12 protein-coding genes are annotated in these 16,611 nt (G+C 45.9%); 6 read left to right on the forward strand and 6 right to left on the reverse strand.

Features of this window, described 5'->3' with window-relative positions:
• From QUA36_RS24825 to QUA36_RS24840, 4 genes are all read left to right on the forward strand, one after another.
• Positions 1-396: a response regulator gene (locus tag QUA36_RS24825; RefSeq protein WP_333459426.1), complete on the forward strand. Its 396-nt coding sequence runs from the start codon at positions 1-3 to the stop codon at positions 394-396.
• A 309-nt stretch (positions 397-705) separates the two neighbouring features.
• Complete coding sequence (locus QUA36_RS24830; RefSeq protein ID WP_333459427.1) at positions 706-882, forward strand: hypothetical protein; 177 nt, start codon at positions 706-708, stop codon at positions 880-882.
• A gap of 75 nt (positions 883-957) precedes the next feature.
• The gene (locus QUA36_RS24835; RefSeq protein ID WP_333459428.1) at positions 958-5,091 is read left to right on the forward strand and encodes an ATP-binding protein; all 4,134 of its coding nucleotides are present in this window, start codon (positions 958-960) and stop codon (positions 5,089-5,091) included.
• A 100-nt stretch (positions 5,092-5,191) separates the two neighbouring features.
• Positions 5,192-6,514, forward strand: a complete 1,323-nt coding sequence (locus QUA36_RS24840; protein ID WP_333160012.1) for a response regulator — start codon at positions 5,192-5,194, stop codon at positions 6,512-6,514.
• Positions 6,515-6,838: 324 nt separating this feature from the next.
• Here QUA36_RS24840 and QUA36_RS24845 read toward each other — a convergent pair whose 3' ends face one another.
• Together QUA36_RS24845 and QUA36_RS24850 are read right to left on the reverse strand one after the other, a co-directional pair.
• Positions 6,839-7,378, reverse strand: coding sequence for a GIY-YIG nuclease family protein (locus QUA36_RS24845; protein ID WP_333459429.1), 540 nt, complete (start codon positions 7,376-7,378; stop codon positions 6,839-6,841).
• Between the two features lie 59 nt (positions 7,379-7,437).
• Complete coding sequence (locus QUA36_RS24850) at positions 7,438-7,764, reverse strand: hypothetical protein (RefSeq protein WP_333451011.1); 327 nt, start codon at positions 7,762-7,764, stop codon at positions 7,438-7,440.
• Between the two features lie 231 nt (positions 7,765-7,995).
• Here QUA36_RS24850 and QUA36_RS24855 point away from each other — a divergent pair, with 231 nt between their 5' ends.
• Positions 7,996-8,793 (forward strand): hypothetical protein, encoded by a 798-nt coding sequence (locus QUA36_RS24855; RefSeq protein ID WP_333459430.1) that lies wholly within the window; start codon positions 7,996-7,998, stop codon positions 8,791-8,793.
• A 204-nt stretch (positions 8,794-8,997) separates the two neighbouring features.
• Here the strand turns inward: QUA36_RS24855 and QUA36_RS24860 are convergent, their stop codons facing one another.
• Positions 8,998-9,861, reverse strand: coding sequence for a sulfite exporter TauE/SafE family protein (locus QUA36_RS24860; protein WP_333451013.1), 864 nt, complete (start codon positions 9,859-9,861; stop codon positions 8,998-9,000).
• A gap of 87 nt (positions 9,862-9,948) precedes the next feature.
• Entirely contained in the window at positions 9,949-10,791 is an 843-nt protein-coding gene (locus QUA36_RS24865) for a pentapeptide repeat-containing protein (protein ID WP_333092378.1), read from the reverse strand.
• Between the two features lie 788 nt (positions 10,792-11,579).
• Here QUA36_RS24865 and ilvD point away from each other — a divergent pair.
• On the forward strand, positions 11,580-13,265 hold the full coding sequence (gene ilvD, locus QUA36_RS24870) for a dihydroxy-acid dehydratase (protein ID WP_333459431.1): 1,686 nt from the start codon (positions 11,580-11,582) through the stop codon (positions 13,263-13,265).
• A gap of 116 nt (positions 13,266-13,381) precedes the next feature.
• Here the strand turns inward: ilvD and QUA36_RS24875 are convergent, their stop codons facing one another.
• Positions 13,382-13,912, reverse strand: coding sequence for a hypothetical protein (locus QUA36_RS24875; RefSeq protein ID WP_333160001.1), 531 nt, complete (start codon positions 13,910-13,912; stop codon positions 13,382-13,384).
• Positions 13,913-14,180: 268 nt separating this feature from the next.
• Positions 14,181-16,109: an ATP-binding protein gene (locus QUA36_RS24880; RefSeq protein ID WP_333459432.1), complete on the reverse strand. Its 1,929-nt coding sequence runs from the start codon at positions 16,107-16,109 to the stop codon at positions 14,181-14,183.
• Between the last annotated feature and the right edge of the window lie 502 nt (positions 16,110-16,611).

Here is a 16,611-nt window from a genome sequence, read left to right on the forward strand (position 1 = left end):
ATGCCTCCGGGTATTTTGACTGGTGTAAAGGTGTTGGGAGTTGACGACGAACCCGACAACCGCCAGTTTTTGATGCTGGCGCTGCAACAGTGCGGGGCGACTGCGACGGCGGCTGCTTCGGCTGCGGAGGCGATCGACATTTTACAGCAGTCGCCGCCGGATATTTTAGTCAGCGATATCGGTATGCCCGTTGAGGACGGCTACTCGCTGATCCGCAAAGTGCGATCGTCGGCATCCGACAAAATCAAGCGCTTGCCGGCCGTGGCGCTGACAGCTTATGCTAGCGAAGAAGACCGCGATCGGGCGATCGCCACTGGTTACAACGAACACTTAACAAAGCCGATCGAACCCGCTCACTTCGCCACCGTTTTAGCCAAGTTAACAAATCGGCATTAGGGCGATCGGGCTCGGACGATCGCACGAGTAATACCAGTTTAAGGTGAAGTTGCACATATCTCGATCCCCCTAAATCCCCCTTAAGAAGGGGAGTAGGGGTTGACTTTGAAAAGAATCTTGTCCCCCCCTTATTAAGGGGGGTTAGGGGGGATCAGATTCTATGCAGCCTCATAAAAAATTAGTATAAGATCATTTCTGTTTGATTCGGATTTGTATGATGTTAAATGTTGTAAGGGCGGGTTGACCAATAATAATTGCCCATAATCTACAATCTCATAAACCCGCCCCCGCTGGCTTTTCATTAACGGCATGATTGCCGATACACACAAAGAAATTAGAAAAGTTATCACAGTTTTTGCAAGTAAAAATAAATCAAATGCCCAACAGCTAGAAACAGAACTGACAGAAGCAAATTTTGACAGCAGGGCCCAATCTTCGCTGGTAGTTGGCTATATTGAACCCGGAGGAACATTTCAGAGCCTGTAGGGCGCGCCAATTGCCGGGGGTAAAGGCAGACTATAGCAGTTAAAATTCTATTATCAGCGCAATTCCCTCACACCCATGCCCCTTTATCCTCTCAACCGCCCAGCCGCCCTAATTTTCAGAAAGCTTCCCCTGCGAACGGTTCTGATTGTTCCGTTTGTTTTGCAAACCGTAAGTTTAGTCGGGCTAGTGGGCTATCTTTCTTTCAAAAGTGGTCAGGAATCAGTCGAAGATGTAGGGCATCAGCTAATCGAACAAGTAGGAGAACGGATTAGTGATCGCCTCACAGATAATGATGGACTATCGGCAATCAATACCTTCCTGGCTAGGCTGCAATTCTCGGCTTCAGGACAAACTTTTATTATGGATCGATCGGGCAATCTGATTGCCACATCCACACTAGAAACACCCTTGGTGACGCCAACAAAAAAGCAACCGACGCCATTGCTAGCCACCAACAGCAAGGATGCCCGCACGCGAGATATTGCTCGACAACTCGCCAACCGATTTGGCAACCTCCGCACGTTGCAAACAACCCAGCGATTTACCTTGGCTAGCAAGGGGGATAGGCAGTTTGTCCGCGTCACTCCCTATCGAGATTTCCGTGGTTTGGATTGGTTGATTGTGGTGGTGGTGCCAGAGTCTGATTTCATGGCTCCAATTCAAGCAAATACGCGCCATACATTGTGGTTATTGATCGGTACACTGCCGCTGGCGATCGCGATCGGATTTTTGGCTTCCCGTTGGGTAACAAAGCCAATTATGCGTTTGAATACGGCAGCCAAAAATGTTGCCAAAGGAAAATGGGATCAACCTTTAGAAAATAAACGCTTGGATGAAGTCGGAGAACTCGCCAATTCCTTCAATTTTATGGCAGTGCAACTGCAACAGGCTTTTGCAGACCAAAAATCTTTAAATGGAGCTTTAGCGCACAGAGAGAGCCAACTCAATCAATTTCTCGAAGCCATACCTACGGGAGTATCTATCCACGATACCTCCGGTAAAGTCGTGTACTTGAACGAAACTGCCAAGCATTGGCTCGGCGTAGCAACTATTCCAGATTCGACTTTAGAAGAAGCAGTAGAAGTTTATCAAATCTACCGCCAAAACCAGCCTTATCCCACTGAAGAGCTGCCCGCATTCCGAGCACTGCGTGGCGAAACGGTATTGCTTGAAGATGTAGAACTTTATCGAGATGGGAAATTTATTCCTTTTGAGGCGCGCGCCACACCAATTTTCGACGAAGGCGGAAACATTATTTATGCCATCACTGCTTTTTCTAACATCGCACAGCGCAAACAATCTGAAAAAATATTAACTGGCTACAATCGTACTTTAGAAGCCGAAGTAATCGAACGTACCGGCGCATTATCTCGTGCTAACGAACTCTTACAATCTGAAATTGCCGATCGCAAATTGCTCGAACAAAAACTTTACACTTCTACCGAGCAAATTGTAAAAATATTTGATTCTATCACAGACATTGTATTGATTTTTGAATACGAACAAAAAACTATTCAAATTATACCCACCAAGGGGATTTTTCACTACAACTATCAGACGAATCAGATCGACTCCATCATCGAACATTTTTTTCATGAGGAAAGCCAGGAGATTTATTTCGCTCAAGTTCAACAGGCATTGGAAACCAAACAAACTATTAGTTTTGATTACAGTCTGCTGATTAATAACAAAGAAGTTTGGTTTGCTGCTAAAATTTCGCCTCTGTCGGATAGCTCTGCGGTTTGGGTAGCGCGCGACATTAGCGATCGCCAGTTGGCGGAATCCCGACTGCTGGAAGCCCAAAAAATTGCCCGTATTGGCAGTTGGGAATACGATATCGCCACAGCAACAACCACTTGGAGTGAAGAACTCTATCGCATTTATGAGCTCGATCCTACTCAAAAACCGCTGCCAAACGAACAATTAATCGAGCGTTTTCATCCAGAAGATCGATCGCGCTATCTGACAATGGTGCGCGAGCAAGCTATATCGGGGCAAAGCTTTGAAATTGATCTCCGGCTGATCCGAAGAGATGACTCGCTCAGTTACATTGAAGTTCGAGGGAAACCTGTTTATGATGAAAAAGGGCAGTTGATCCGTTTGTTGGGCACTGTCTTGGATATTAGCGATCGCAAACAAGCCGAGTCAGCTTTGCGAGAAAGCGCCCAGGGAGAACAAGCCATTGCCCGATCGATCGATCGCATCCGTCAATCCTTAGATATTGACACAATATTCAAAACCACAACCTCAGAACTGCGACAAACCATAAAATGCGATCGTGTCGGTATCTATCGCTTTAATCCTGATTGGAGTGGGGAATTTGTTGCCGAATCAATGGCTGCCGGCTGGATATCTCTGATGCAACCTGACGATTTTAATGTGCCAAACACTCTCGTCGAAGACTCTCGCTGTACCGTGAAAACTATGCAAGCCTCCGGTGAACCAGTGCTGGATACCTATCTACAAAGAAATCAAGGTGGTATGTATGCTAGAGGCGTCCCTTACCGCATAATTGAAGACATATACAGCGCTGGGTTGAGTCCTTGTTACCTAGAACTTTTAAAACAATTTCAAGCTAGAGCCTACGTTATTTTTCCCATATTTTGCGGCAGTCAACTTTGGGGTTTGCTCGCCAGCTATCAAAATTCTGGACCCCGCACTTGGCGCGAAGCAGAAATCAATATTGGGCTGCAAATTAGCACTCAACTGGGAGTTGCCTTACAACAAGCTCAATTGCTCGAAGCCACTCAACAGCAAGCAGTACAGCTTCAACAAGCCGCCTGGGCTGCAGAAGCCGCCAACCTTGCCAAAAGCACTTTCCTGGCAAATATGAGCCACGAACTCCGCACCCCGCTAAACGCAATTCTGGGATTCTCGCAATTGATGCAGCGCTCTACCAACCTCACTCGCGAACAACAGGAAAATATTCGTATCATCAACCGCAGCGGAGAACACTTGCTAGCTCTGATCAATCAAATATTAGATTTAGCCAAAATAGAGGCGGGACGCATTACCCTCAACCCAACAGACTTTCAATTAAGCAGCCTATTGAACGATCTGGAAGAGATGTTTCAACTCCAGGCACGGGAGCAACAATTGCAGTTAATATTTGACTGCTCTAGCGAAACTCCCGAATACGTGCAAACAGATCAAATGAAGCTGCGCCAAGTTTTAATTAATCTCCTTTCTAACGCTATTAAGTTTACGAAACAAGGAGTAATTAGGTTGAAATTAAGTGCATTTGTAGAGCGTGAAAATCAGCATTTACTAATTAGTAATTACCAATTACATTTTGAAATAGAAGACACAGGTGCCGGCATAGCTCCTGATGAGTTAGATAAGCTTTTTCAACCCTTTGTGCAAACCAAAACAGGAACCAAATCTCAGCAAGGAACAGGCTTGGGGCTCGCTATCAGCCAACAGTTTGTCAAGTTGATGGGCGGTGTGATTACTGTACGCAGTGAAGTAGGACGCGGCACCACCTTCGCATTTGATATCCCCGTCAGCGTCGTTGATACCCCCGCGACTCAACCCGTACAGCCACCGCGTCGGGTGATAGCGCTGGAACGCAACCAGCCACGCTATCGTATTTTGATTGTGGACGATCGATCGGACAACCGCCAACTGCTGATCAAACTCCTCGCTGGCTTTAACTTTGAACTCGAAGAAGCCACCAATGGCATGGAAGCTATTGAAATGTGGTCGAGTTTTGAGCCACACTTAATTTTTATGGATATGTGGATGCCCGTGATGGATGGACATGAAGCGACCAAGCGCATTAAAGCCACCGTTAAAGGTCAAGCTACGGCAATTATTGCCGTGAGTGCCGGTAACGCCGAGGAAGCGCAAACCGTTACTGTATCAGATGATTGCGATGACTTTATCCACAAACCCTTTCGAGATACAGAAATTTTTGCCACCCTGCACAAGCATCTGGGAGTGCGTTACATTTACGGTGAACCGGAGAGTGTTCCCGAGTCAACTCAAATCGAAGCTCCGACTTCAGAGACTCTGGCAGCTTTACCCGCAGATTGGCTGGCAGCTTTAGAGAAAGCCACAATTGAGTGCGATTTAGAGTTAATTCTGATCCAAATTGAGCAAATTCGCGATCGCAATGACGCTTTAGCGAGCGCTTTAGCCGCATTGGCTAACGAGTTTCAGTTCAATCAAATACTAGCTCTCATCCATCCCGATCCGAAAGAGAAATGATATTATACGCGGTTCGTAGTGAGTACGATCGTCCTCATAAAACCCGCTAGGGCGATCGTACTCACTACAAACCTATAAAGGTTATCTTACCGAACTAGATATGAATTACGAACCAACTCCCGTCTTAAAAGGGAATATTTTAATTGTTGATGATATTCCGGCTAATTTGCAACTTTTAGCTCAAATACTCTCGCAGCAAGGGTACAAAACACGCACCGCACCCGACGGCAAACTAGCGCTGCGGTCGATCGAGTTAACTCCTCCTGACTTGATTTTGCTCGACATCATGATGCCCGGTATGGACGGCTACAAAGTCTGCCAAGTATTGAAAGCTTCTCCCACAACCAAGGACATTCCGGTTATTTTTATCAGTGCTTTAAATGAAGTGTTTGATAAAATCAAAGCCTTTGAAGTTGGTGCTATAGATTATATCACAAAACCGTTTCACGAACAAGAAGTTCTCGCCCGCGTCTCCAATCAACTCGTGCAGCGCCAGTTGTTCCAGCAAACACAATGCTACGCCAAGCAACTCGAACAAACCGTAACTGAACTCAAGAAAACTCAAGCTCAGTTAATACAGAAGGAAAAAATGGCTTCTTTAGGTCAGCTAGCGGCAGGAATTGCTCACGAAATCAACAATCCCGTCAGCTTTATCTACGGCAATATTGCTCTAGCGGCGGAGTATGCGCGAGATTTGCTTCGCCTTGTCGAATTGTACCGACATTACTACCCCCACCCCGTTGCAGAAATTACCGGCAAATTGAACGAGATTCAACCCGAATTCATCGCAGAGGACTATCCAAAACTGCTGAATTCGATGACAGAGGGTGCTTCTCGGATTAGCGAAATTGTGATGTCTTTGCGGAAATTCACCCGCCTTGGCGAACAAAAGTACAAGCCAGTGGATATTCATGAAGGCATTGACAATACTTTAGTTATTTTGCAGCACCGGCTGAAGGGAACAAACAAAGCTGGTGAGATAGAGGTCATTAAACACTACAGCCAACTGCCAAGAGTCACCTGTTACGCCAGTGAGTTAAATCAGGTGTTCATGAACTTGTTAACTAATGCTATTGATGCCCTGGAAACTCAACCTTCTCCCCGAAAAATTACCATCAGCACTTCAGTAAGTTGTGAGTCAGAATCTGCCCTGCACAATCAAGATTCCAAATTAGCCACTCACAACTATAAATCCGTTGTTATCCACATTGCCGATAACGGTTGTGGGATGAGTGAGGAAGTGCGCCACCAGATATTTGACCCATTTTTTACTACGAAGCCTGTAGGCCGCGGTATTGGATTAGGGTTGGCAATCAGTCACGATATTGTAGTGGAAAAACATCGAGGTCACATCAGTTGTATTTCTGCTCCGGGTCGAGGAACCAAGTTAATTGTGCAGATTCCGATATCTGTTAAATTTTAATAAATTTCAACATTTTAAAATTTAAGTGACCCAGAGGATATCTCAGATAGATTGTACGCGAGCATCTGTTTAAGGTAAAACCGATAGTCTGTCAGTCCGTCAGGGGTTGAAACCCCTGCCTCAAAGCGAAAGTCCTCGCTTCCGAGGACTGAATAATTTATTAGTCCTCGGAAGCGAGGACTTTTGCTATAAGCCCCGTGGAATTCATTCCCTGGCGGAGTGCCGGGTGAGCGGGAGGACTGTTTCATTCTCTTGCTACAGGATTTGATAGAAGTCCTCATTACAAACACGGGCTGATTGTGGGGAATTGACAATAGAACGTATTTACTTTAAATCCAGCAATCCGCTAGTTTTCAGCTTGGGATTAAACCGGATTTCTTCAGTTACGCCGCGAGTTTTCAGCAGCGCGAAAATTTCATTTTCCACGCGTCGCGCGACATTTTTCAACAATTTATCTTTGGCAATTTCATCGGCGAAGATACCTTCATAATTTGCCGTTTCTTGGGCAGTCATTACAGTTTTGGTGTCGATGGGATCGTTCCACTTGGCAGCATCGGCACCGTTACCCTGGGGTTGGGAACCGTTTTCGGCAATCCAACTTTCTCTAATGCTTTCTAGAATAGTGCGACTGGGCTTGTCAATAGTTTGGACTTTCAGCCAGTAGCAATACTGGGTTTGGCGTACCAAATGCTGTTTAAGGCTGAGGTAAATGTCGCGAGAATAGCCGACAAATTGCAGGACTTTTTCGTTGTCAAAAATCGCGTAAACGCCGATTTTTCCCTGGACAAAATCGGGCAATTTCCCCTCGGAGTCTATGTAGGGAATGAATTCTAAGCTGGCGAGAGATTGAATGTCTTCTGTCATCCGATTTTAGATTTTAGATTTTAGATTTTAGATTAAACCACACATTAACCCGCCTTTACTTAACTCTTGAAAACTCTATAAATTGCACAGAGGCGGCTGGGTTTAAATATTTTGGCTTGGAACATGAAATTAGGCGGGACGTTGACGATCGCAAAATCGCTCGATTGATGATACTTTTCAAATTCCGCAGGCATTCCCTTCGGCGTCTCGCTGCTGTAAGGGATTGGCTGAAACAGTAACTCGGCAAACTCAATGCGCGAGCATTGCAATTGTAGCGCTACTTGTTTGACAAAGCTTTCACCGGTTAACAAACCGAACAGAGCAGTTTTAGCATCGGGTTCGAGGACAAAACTGCTATCGTAGCTTTCAATAATCTTAAGACCCATTTTCTGTATACTCCTGACAGACGGCGGTGAATGGTTATCGCTTAAATGTTTTGAGCGATCGACTTAATCCTGAATTTTACCTGAGATTGACCGTTTTGAAGGCAGAACGTATTCGGCACGAGGTCAATAAAAATACCACAATCAGGAAATTTTGACCAATAGCCCTGATTTATTTGCCGATCGCTTTTATCATGTCGGTATCGCCATCTATCCGACTACGACTAAAAGGCTATGCAGAAGATTGAAAAAGCATCATTCCCAGCTTTGAGAAGTGCCCCGAACCAGCCGGACTGGCTAGAATTGGTAGAATACGCCTCAGTTGCTGGTTCAGCTATTGGCACGATTGCTGCAGGATTGTCGGGCCAAATTGTCTACGCTGCCGCCCCCTTAACCGCAGCACTCTCGATAAATCTCGCCAATCGCCAGCGTTTCGAGCAACAAATGCAACAAAAGGCAAATTCTGCGATTACGGACGTACAGGCCGCAGTAGAACGTCGATCGCAACAAGTTCAGATACTACCTGGAGAACCTGCGGAACTCTACACCGCCGTCTCCGACTTGCAGCAAAAACTCCTGGGCTTGGAATCCGGGGCCATCGCCGAGGTACAAGCTGCCGTAGCCTCCCTCGAACGCCAAGCCCAGGCGCTTCCGGCCGACTCTCAGGAACTCTACACCACCCTGTCCGATTTGCAGCAAAAACTCCGCATTTTGGAAAATAGCGCCCTCAGAGAGCATGATTGGGAAAATGTCAACGTCCGATTTTTATTGATGGGCGAAAAGTTAACTGAAGTTAAAACTATTACGGCTCAGTTACAGGAGCGATCGAACGAAGTAGACTTTGATACAATCCAAGGTTCTCTCAAGCAATTGCAGGACTTGCTCGATCGACCCACAATAGACACAGGGATGCTGCAAACCGAGATTCAGCATTTGCAGCAGCAAGTGTCCGAGTTGCAGAGGCAAAATCAAGAAATTGTCAAGCCTTATTTGCAGCGTCTGACTCGCGCCGTGAAAAAACTTAGTCAGTAGTCAGTAGTCATTAGTCAGGAGTCAGTAGTCATTAGTTAGTAGTCAACTGTCAACTGTCAACTGTCAACTGTCAACTTCAACTGTCATTGTAGCCTTAACCTTGTTCCCAGGCTCTGCCTGGGAATACATACCCGGAGGATCTGCCTCAATTACCAATTCTCAATTATCTTTACCAATTCTCAATTACCCATCACCCATTACCCGTTACCCGTTACTAAATTTTTGCCAAGCTTGCCAGAAAACATAAATCGATAACACTGCCAAGAGCGATCGAAAAGCTAAACTAACAATACGATCGGGCAATCTCGGCAAAAATCGCGTGCTCACCTGCGCCCCCAACAAACCGCCGCCGCCAAGAATTAACCCCACATCCCACAAAACATTCCCGCGCGCCGCGTGTCCCGCCGTCGCCGAAATTGCCGTGATAACGATGACGCCCAAGCTGGTTTGAATTGCAGTTTTAATGCTTTCTCCTAACAGCAAAATTTGCAGGGGAACCATAATTACGCCGCCGCCTACGCCGAACAAACCCGCTAATAAACCCGCCGCACTGCCGGTAGCAATTTTAGCAAAAGTTGGATGGAATATAATATTTGAATTATTGGGTAATTCGTGATTGGTAATTGGTAATTGAGCATTTTCTTCTTGTCCCGCTTGTCCTCCCAGTTCCCCTTGTTCTAGTTCCGCTTTCTTATTAGCTGTCAGACGCTTGCGAACTTCAATCAAATAAATATTCAGCCACAGCAACAACCCAAAAGTAAGTAACAGCAAGTAAGGCGGAAATATCCCCGCCAAATAAGCACCGATTTGTGCTGTGATGACGGCTGGAAATCCGATGCCTGCGACTTGGCTCAAGCTGAGGTAGCCCATGCGCCAATTCTGGATGCTGCCAGAAATAGCTGTAATGACGATCGACAAACTGCTAGTAGCAACCGCTTGCACCGGAGCGTAATTGAGAGCCACCAACAAAGGCACGAGCACCGTACCGCCGCCGATACCCAAAAATCCAGCTAGAATTCCGGCAAAAATTCCCGCCGCACCCAACATCAATAATTCAGTGATAGTCATTAGTCATTAGTCATTAGTCATTAGTCAGTAGTCATTAGTCAGTAGTCATTAGTCAGTAGTCAACAGTCAACAATCAACAATCAAATTTTAAGAATCATTAGTCGTGCCATCGGGCATAATTGCCCGCCTCAAATCTGCATCGCGGAAGTTAGTTCGATTGAGATTAGCATCAATCAAAACCGCTTCCACCAAAACAGCCCCGCTAAAATTAGACCAGCACAGCTTGGCACGGTACAAATTAGCACCGCTCAAATTAGCTCTTGCCAACGTTGACCAACTAACATTAGCAACTCTCAAATTAGCATTGCTCAGATTAGCGTCGGTGAGATTAGCTCCAACCATAGTTACTTGGCGCAAATCTGCACCAGTCAGGTTGGCCCCGCTCACCATCGCCCCGCTGAGAATTGCCTGAGTCAGATTAGCTCTTTCTAAAAGCGACTCGCTGAGGATGGCATTTGTCAGGTTTACCGCTTTGAGAGTTGACCAACTCAAATTTGCCTTCATCAAATTAATGCGAATCATGCTAGCGTCGGTTAAGTTGGCCGCAAACAAATTCGCTTCGGTAAAGTTGGCTTCGGTCAAATTAGCTTCGGTCAAATTAGCCTTGGTCATGTTGACTTCTCTCGCCATTGATCCGCGCAGGTTGGCTCCCATCAGGTTAGCCCCGCTGAGATTGGCCCGGCTCAAATCGGTACCGATGAGATTTGCTTCGCTGAGGTTGGCTTCTGTCATGTCCACCCCTGCCAATTTCACCTCGCGCAAGTTCGCTCCCGTCAGGTTAGCGCCTTTAAGGTTTGCGTCTTGGAAATTCGATCTGGTAAAGTTAGCCTCGCTGAGGTTTACCCCTTTTAAGTCGGCCCCGACGAGGTTAATCTCTCGAAAATTTCTTTCTCCGGCCGCATATTGCCTCAGAATTCGATCGGCCTCCATGTCATTCGCCTCGCAATTTTTTTTAAACGTTAGAGTGATGGGTGTTACCACATCATCCCAGATAACCACGGTATTCACTCTGCACGCTGTAGTATCTGTAGAATTTTTCCCTTGCTTTCCGGACACTGCTGTGCCACTGCCTCCTAAAACGTCTGACCGAAAAACGAGACGCAAGCCCCTGGCTTCAGACACGGGGATAAGTCGGCAGTGGTTTCAACCGCCTTCAATTCTTGGTATAATTCACACAGCAAGTAAGAATAACCATCTACGTGTTGAAACAACCTAGTACGGTGAAATCCCGGCAACGGACATATCCAACTTGATTCGGAATAGTTAAAGGGCAAACAAAAGGCAGGTTGTTGAGCGTACCTATCTGGCATTAGTGGTGGACTCTAAAAGCACAAAAGCTAAAAGTATACGCAAAGTTTGGATTTGTCTAAGCTGAGTGGGTAGAGGCGCTTTGATTTCGCCTTTGAAAGTTCAGATACGAACTCTTCAAGAATCCCCGTCCCTTTAGGGCCCGGGAGTATCAAAAATATCAAAGCTTCTGAGAAAATCAACAATAGGGTAAAACTCTCGGCGCTCGGCACTGAGTCAGTCGATTTTAGATTTTAGATTTTAGATTTGCTCCACAGATTCATCTGGGAGCCGGAACTTTGGTCTAAAATTATGGGCTCACCACGACGATTATCGGAAACTTGTATTCGTTTTTGGGCGAGCTGGCAGTTGACAACTGACAACTGTCAACTGTCAACTGTCAACTGTCAACAGAGAAAGGAAATTTTAAAATGCCTGAAAATTTGAGAAGCCAAGCTGTGACTGGAGGCGTGCAGCGCGCGCCCAACCGAGCAATGCTGCGGGCAGTCGGTTTTGGTGACGACGATTTCACTAAGCCGATTGTGGGGATTGCCAACGGGTACAGCACGATTACGCCCTGCAATATGGGATTGAACGAGCTCGCTTTGCGGGCTATTGCGGGTGCAAAGGAAGCCGGCGCCATGCCACAGATGTTCGGTACGATTACTATCAGCGACGGGATCTCGATGGGAACTCAAGGGATGAAATATTCTCTGGTGTCGAGAGATGTGATTGCTGATTCGATAGAAACTGTTTGCAACGGCCAAAGTATGGACGGGGTGCTGGCTGTCGGCGGTTGTGATAAAAATATGCCGGGGGCGATGATTGCGATCGCCCGCATGAACATTCCTGCTATTTTTGTTTACGGCGGCACGATCAAACCAGGACACCACAACGGACGCGATTTAACCGTTGTCAGCGCTTTTGAAGCAGTCGGTCAATTCAGCGCGGGCAAAATTGACGAAACAGAACTCAATGCAGTCGAACATAAAGCTTGTCCGGGCGCTGGTTCTTGCGGCGGGATGTTCACAGCAAATACGATGTCGAGCGCTTTTGAAGTGATGGGCATGAGTTTGCCTTATTCTTCGACAATGGCTGCTGAGGATGCCGAAAAAGCTGACAGCGCTGCCGAATCGGCAAAAGTTGTCGTGGAAGCTGTCCGCAAACAGTTGTTACCGAGCCAAATTTTGACGCGCAAGGCCTTTGAAAATGCGATCGCGGTAATCATGGCAATCGGCGGTTCGACCAATGCTGTGCTGCATTTATTAGCCATTTCCAATGCGATCGGCGTTGAGTTGTCCCTCGACGATTTTGAAACTATTCGAGCAAAAGTACCAGTGCTGTGCGACCTCAAACCCAGCGGCAAATACGTAGCAACCGATTTGCACAAAGCCGGCGGCATTCCTCAAGTAATGAAAATGCTGCTAGAAAAAGGTTTACTGCACGGAGACGCGCTGACAATTACCGGCCAAACTGTTGCTGAAGTGTTGGCAGATATTCCAGCCGAACCCCGCACCGACCAAGATGTCATCCGCCCTTGGAACAACCCGCTTTACGCCCAAGGACATTTAGCAATTCTGAGAGGAAATCTAGCAACAGAAGGAGCCGTTGCTAAAATTACTGGCGTTAAAAAACCGCAAATTACCGGCCCGGCGCGGGTATTTGAATCTGAAGAAAATTGTTTGGATGCAATTTTAGCGGGCAAAATTCAAGCCGGCGATGTGATTATCATCCGCTACGAAGGGCCCAAAGGCGGGCCGGGAATGCGCGAAATGTTAGCACCAACTTCGGCAATTATTGGCGCAGGTTTGGGCGATTCCGTAGCATTAATTACTGACGGCCGCTTCTCTGGCGGAACTTACGGCATGGTTGTCGGTCACGTTGCACCGGAGGCGCAAGTAGGAGGCACAATTGCTTTAGTAAAAGAGGGCGATTCGATTACAATTGATGCTCAAAATCGCTTGTTGCAGCTCAATGTTTCTGATGCCGAATTGGATCAGCGCCGGGCTCTTTGGCAGCCTCCTAAACCTCAGTATACTAAGGGCGTTTTGGCTAAATATGCTAAGTTGGTTTCTTCTAGCAGTCTTGGTGCTGTGACTGATTTGGGTTTGGGTTAAAGTAGGAAATTTTTTAACTGCAGATGAAGGCAGATAAACGCAGATGAACGCAGATAAAATCCTATCTGCGTTCACCTGTGTCCCTCCGCTGATATCTGCGGTTAAAAAATCCTAAATTAAGGGCGCTGATTCAAAAAGCGGCCTGCCATCGACATGGCGTCAGTAATATCTACATCGCCGTCTCCATCTGAATCTAAAAACGTATTCAAAACGGGATTGCTGCCTTGGGCTGGATTTTGGGCGTTGCCGCCGGTTTGTAGCAAATTAAGCAGCAGCGGCACCAAGACAGGTATCATCGCCTGCACTGTGGCGTTATTCAAACCGGTTCTGTGGGCGATATCGTTCACTATCTGCGTCAGTTGGCCGACTCCGAACAAACTCTGTACCGCTTGGGGATTGGGATTTGTACCGCTAAATTGGTTGACAAGTTGTTGAGCTTGTGCGTCTCCTGACTGCGATCGCACGTCTTGTAATGCCGATCGCACGTATCCGCCCAAAACCGACATCGCCAACTGAGTCGTACCCGTATTGACGCCCTGGTTGCCGCTCAACTGCTCTACCGCACCGAGAATGTTGCCCAACTGATTGGGGCTTGCTTGTTGGTTGGGATTGTCGATCGCGCTCAAAATTTGGTCAAATAGTCCCATAATTTTCGCTCCGTACAGTGATTGCTCAACTTTGAATTATAGCAAATCCTGTTTTTCAAGATTACTGAAAATACTTTTGATTTGCGTATTATCACTCATTGAGTGGGAGAGCGACAGCCAATCAGTAAGCAATCTCATACAATTTAGATTGTAGATTGTAGATTTTAGATTTTAGATTTTAGAGTTGGAATAAATTAGGACATCAGAGTTTAGATCGCGGGCTGAGAGTGGTCTTATTTTTTGAAACTGCTATAAAAACTGATAATTTTTAATTTTTTACAGTTTCTCTATCCTCGGACTTGGCTGGTGCCTTACCGTTGTAGAGCGAATTCTCTTCGCGAGCCATTGGAGGTTTTACCTGCGTATTTTGCATCAAATCCTCATGCTTAATCGGCAGGGCGATCGAAAATTCCGTCCCCGTTCCCACCTCCGACCAAAAGTTAATTGTCCCCCCATGTTTCTTAACGATAATTTCGCGACCAATTGCCAATCCCAAACCAGTACCTACACCTCTCGGTTTAGTAGTAAAGAATGTTTCAAACATTTTTTCTTGACTCTCTGGCGCTATTCCCATACCGTTATCAGAAATTCGCACTACCACTGAGTCGTCGTCCAAGTATTCTGTAGCAATCACAATCCTCGGCAAAAAACTCGGTGTTGCCTGGAGTGGCTCCGAAGCCGATTGTTTTTTCGCCTCCTCAGAGCTGGATTTCTCACTTTTTGCTTTCTCTTCCACAGCATCTAGTGCATTGTTGAGAAGGTTCACAAATACCTGGTAAAGCAAACCCATATAGCCTTCCACAGTCGGAATATTGCCGTAATGTCGCACCACTTCAATGCCTTGTTTGATGCGGCTATTAAGAATGAGCAAACTGCTGTCTATGCAGGCGTGCAAATCCACGGGATGAGGGGCTGCCTCATCGAGACGAGAAAAATCTTTCAAACTTAAGATAATAGCTTTGGCTCTTTCAGCGCCTACTTGCATTGAGTCAAATATTTTGATCAAATCTTCTTTGAGAAAATCGATGTCTATTTCTTCCCCTTTGGCGAGCACAGCAGCAGGGGGGGTGGAAATTTCTGTCTCGTAAGTTTTGAGCAAATCTAAAATATCTTCAACATAATTTCTGGCAGGAGCGATATTGGCATAGATAAAATTGATTGGATTGTTAACTTCGTGAGCAACACCGGCTAACATCCGCCCCAAAGTTGCCATTTTCTCATTTTGAAGTATCTGGCTTTGTTGTTCAGATTTCAATTCTTCGAGCAATTGATTTACTTTCTGAATCAGTTGATTCAGCGAAGCTGCTAATACTCCCACTTCATCGGTGCTAGTAACTGGTACTTGCAACTGAAAATTAGATTCTTCCGTCACTCGCTGAGCGATTTTAGTTACAGCGGCGAGGGGTTTGGCGATCGCCCGACTGGTGAAGCCCGCCAGCACTGCTGCAACGACGATCGACAGCGCCATGCTACCCAAAATTATTTGCACCCGCAGCGCCTGGGCTCGCAGCAGATCCTTCCGCCCTGCATCTTCTTGCTGTTGGGCGCGATCGATAATTTCTGCTATATCATTAACCGCCCTATCGAGTTGCAACCCAATTTTATCTCGATCGAAATTTAACAGCAACTTACGTTTAATACTTTGTTGAGCCGGGTTATTTGGCAACTTACTAATTTTTTTATTAACTATTTCTAGTGGATAAATATAATTAGCCCGTAGCGAATCGCCAGTTTTTCTAATTTTTTCTATCCCTTCAATGTGATCCAGATAGTTAGGTTTTTTAAATTCTGAAAATAACACTTTTAAAGTGGAAAGATTGTTTTGTAATTGTTGGTATTTTCTGTCAAATGTTTGGGGCTGTCCTAGCCCGTAAATCAGCCATTCTTGGCTGTTTTGCGTCCGCAGTAAAGCCACCTGCAACTTATTTAAAATCTGACTTTCTCGCTCGATGTGTACTTGATTATTAGTTATTCGATAGTAATGAGTGCCCACCAACATCCCGACAGTCGTTCCCCCAATCGCAACACAAAGAGCCAGTGCGTACCCACGGCAAATTTTGTCGTGAATACTGAGGTTGCGGAAGGAACGGGCTATGTGAGCGAAATAATTGGGCTTTGGTGGCTGGGTCTCTTTGATGTTATGCTCGCACGAGGTAGAGAGTTCTTGCGAAGGCTGATTCAGATGTTTGAGCTGCATAGATGCTAACCTGTGAATAATTCACGCACTGACAATTCAGTCTAACTTAACTCGCGGCTGATTTGAGAGTCCCGCATTGATATTTAATGTGGTAATTTTTGTAAATTAGGACGCTCTTATCTTGCCGAAGAAACCCGGTTTCTAGTTTCTACTTTCGGAGCTTCCAGGAGGCACGGGTATTAAAAAACCGGGTTTTTGTTAATATAGCGCCCATATATTGAATTGCCTCAGTAGAAACATTCTCTGTATTCACTTGTTTTTTTAACATACTTCGTTTTTTTTGACGCCGACTTACTCAAACTCTATTTGATTGGTGACATCGTTTCAGATCAGCGGTTGTCTTCCCTTTCTTTTGATTTCTTAGTTTATCAACAATAATTATACAAATTGATATTCCGGCTAGTTCTTGTAGAATAAGGTTTAACCTAGTACAGCTCGGCGTAAATACACAGACTATTAGGCCGCCAAGACTTTACCCTTATATGTCCACTTAAAAGGCTTT

It is taken from the genome of Microcoleus sp. Pol10D4, from assembly GCF_036701555.1.
Classification (GTDB): Bacteria; Cyanobacteriota; Cyanobacteriia; order Cyanobacteriales; family Microcoleaceae; genus Microcoleus.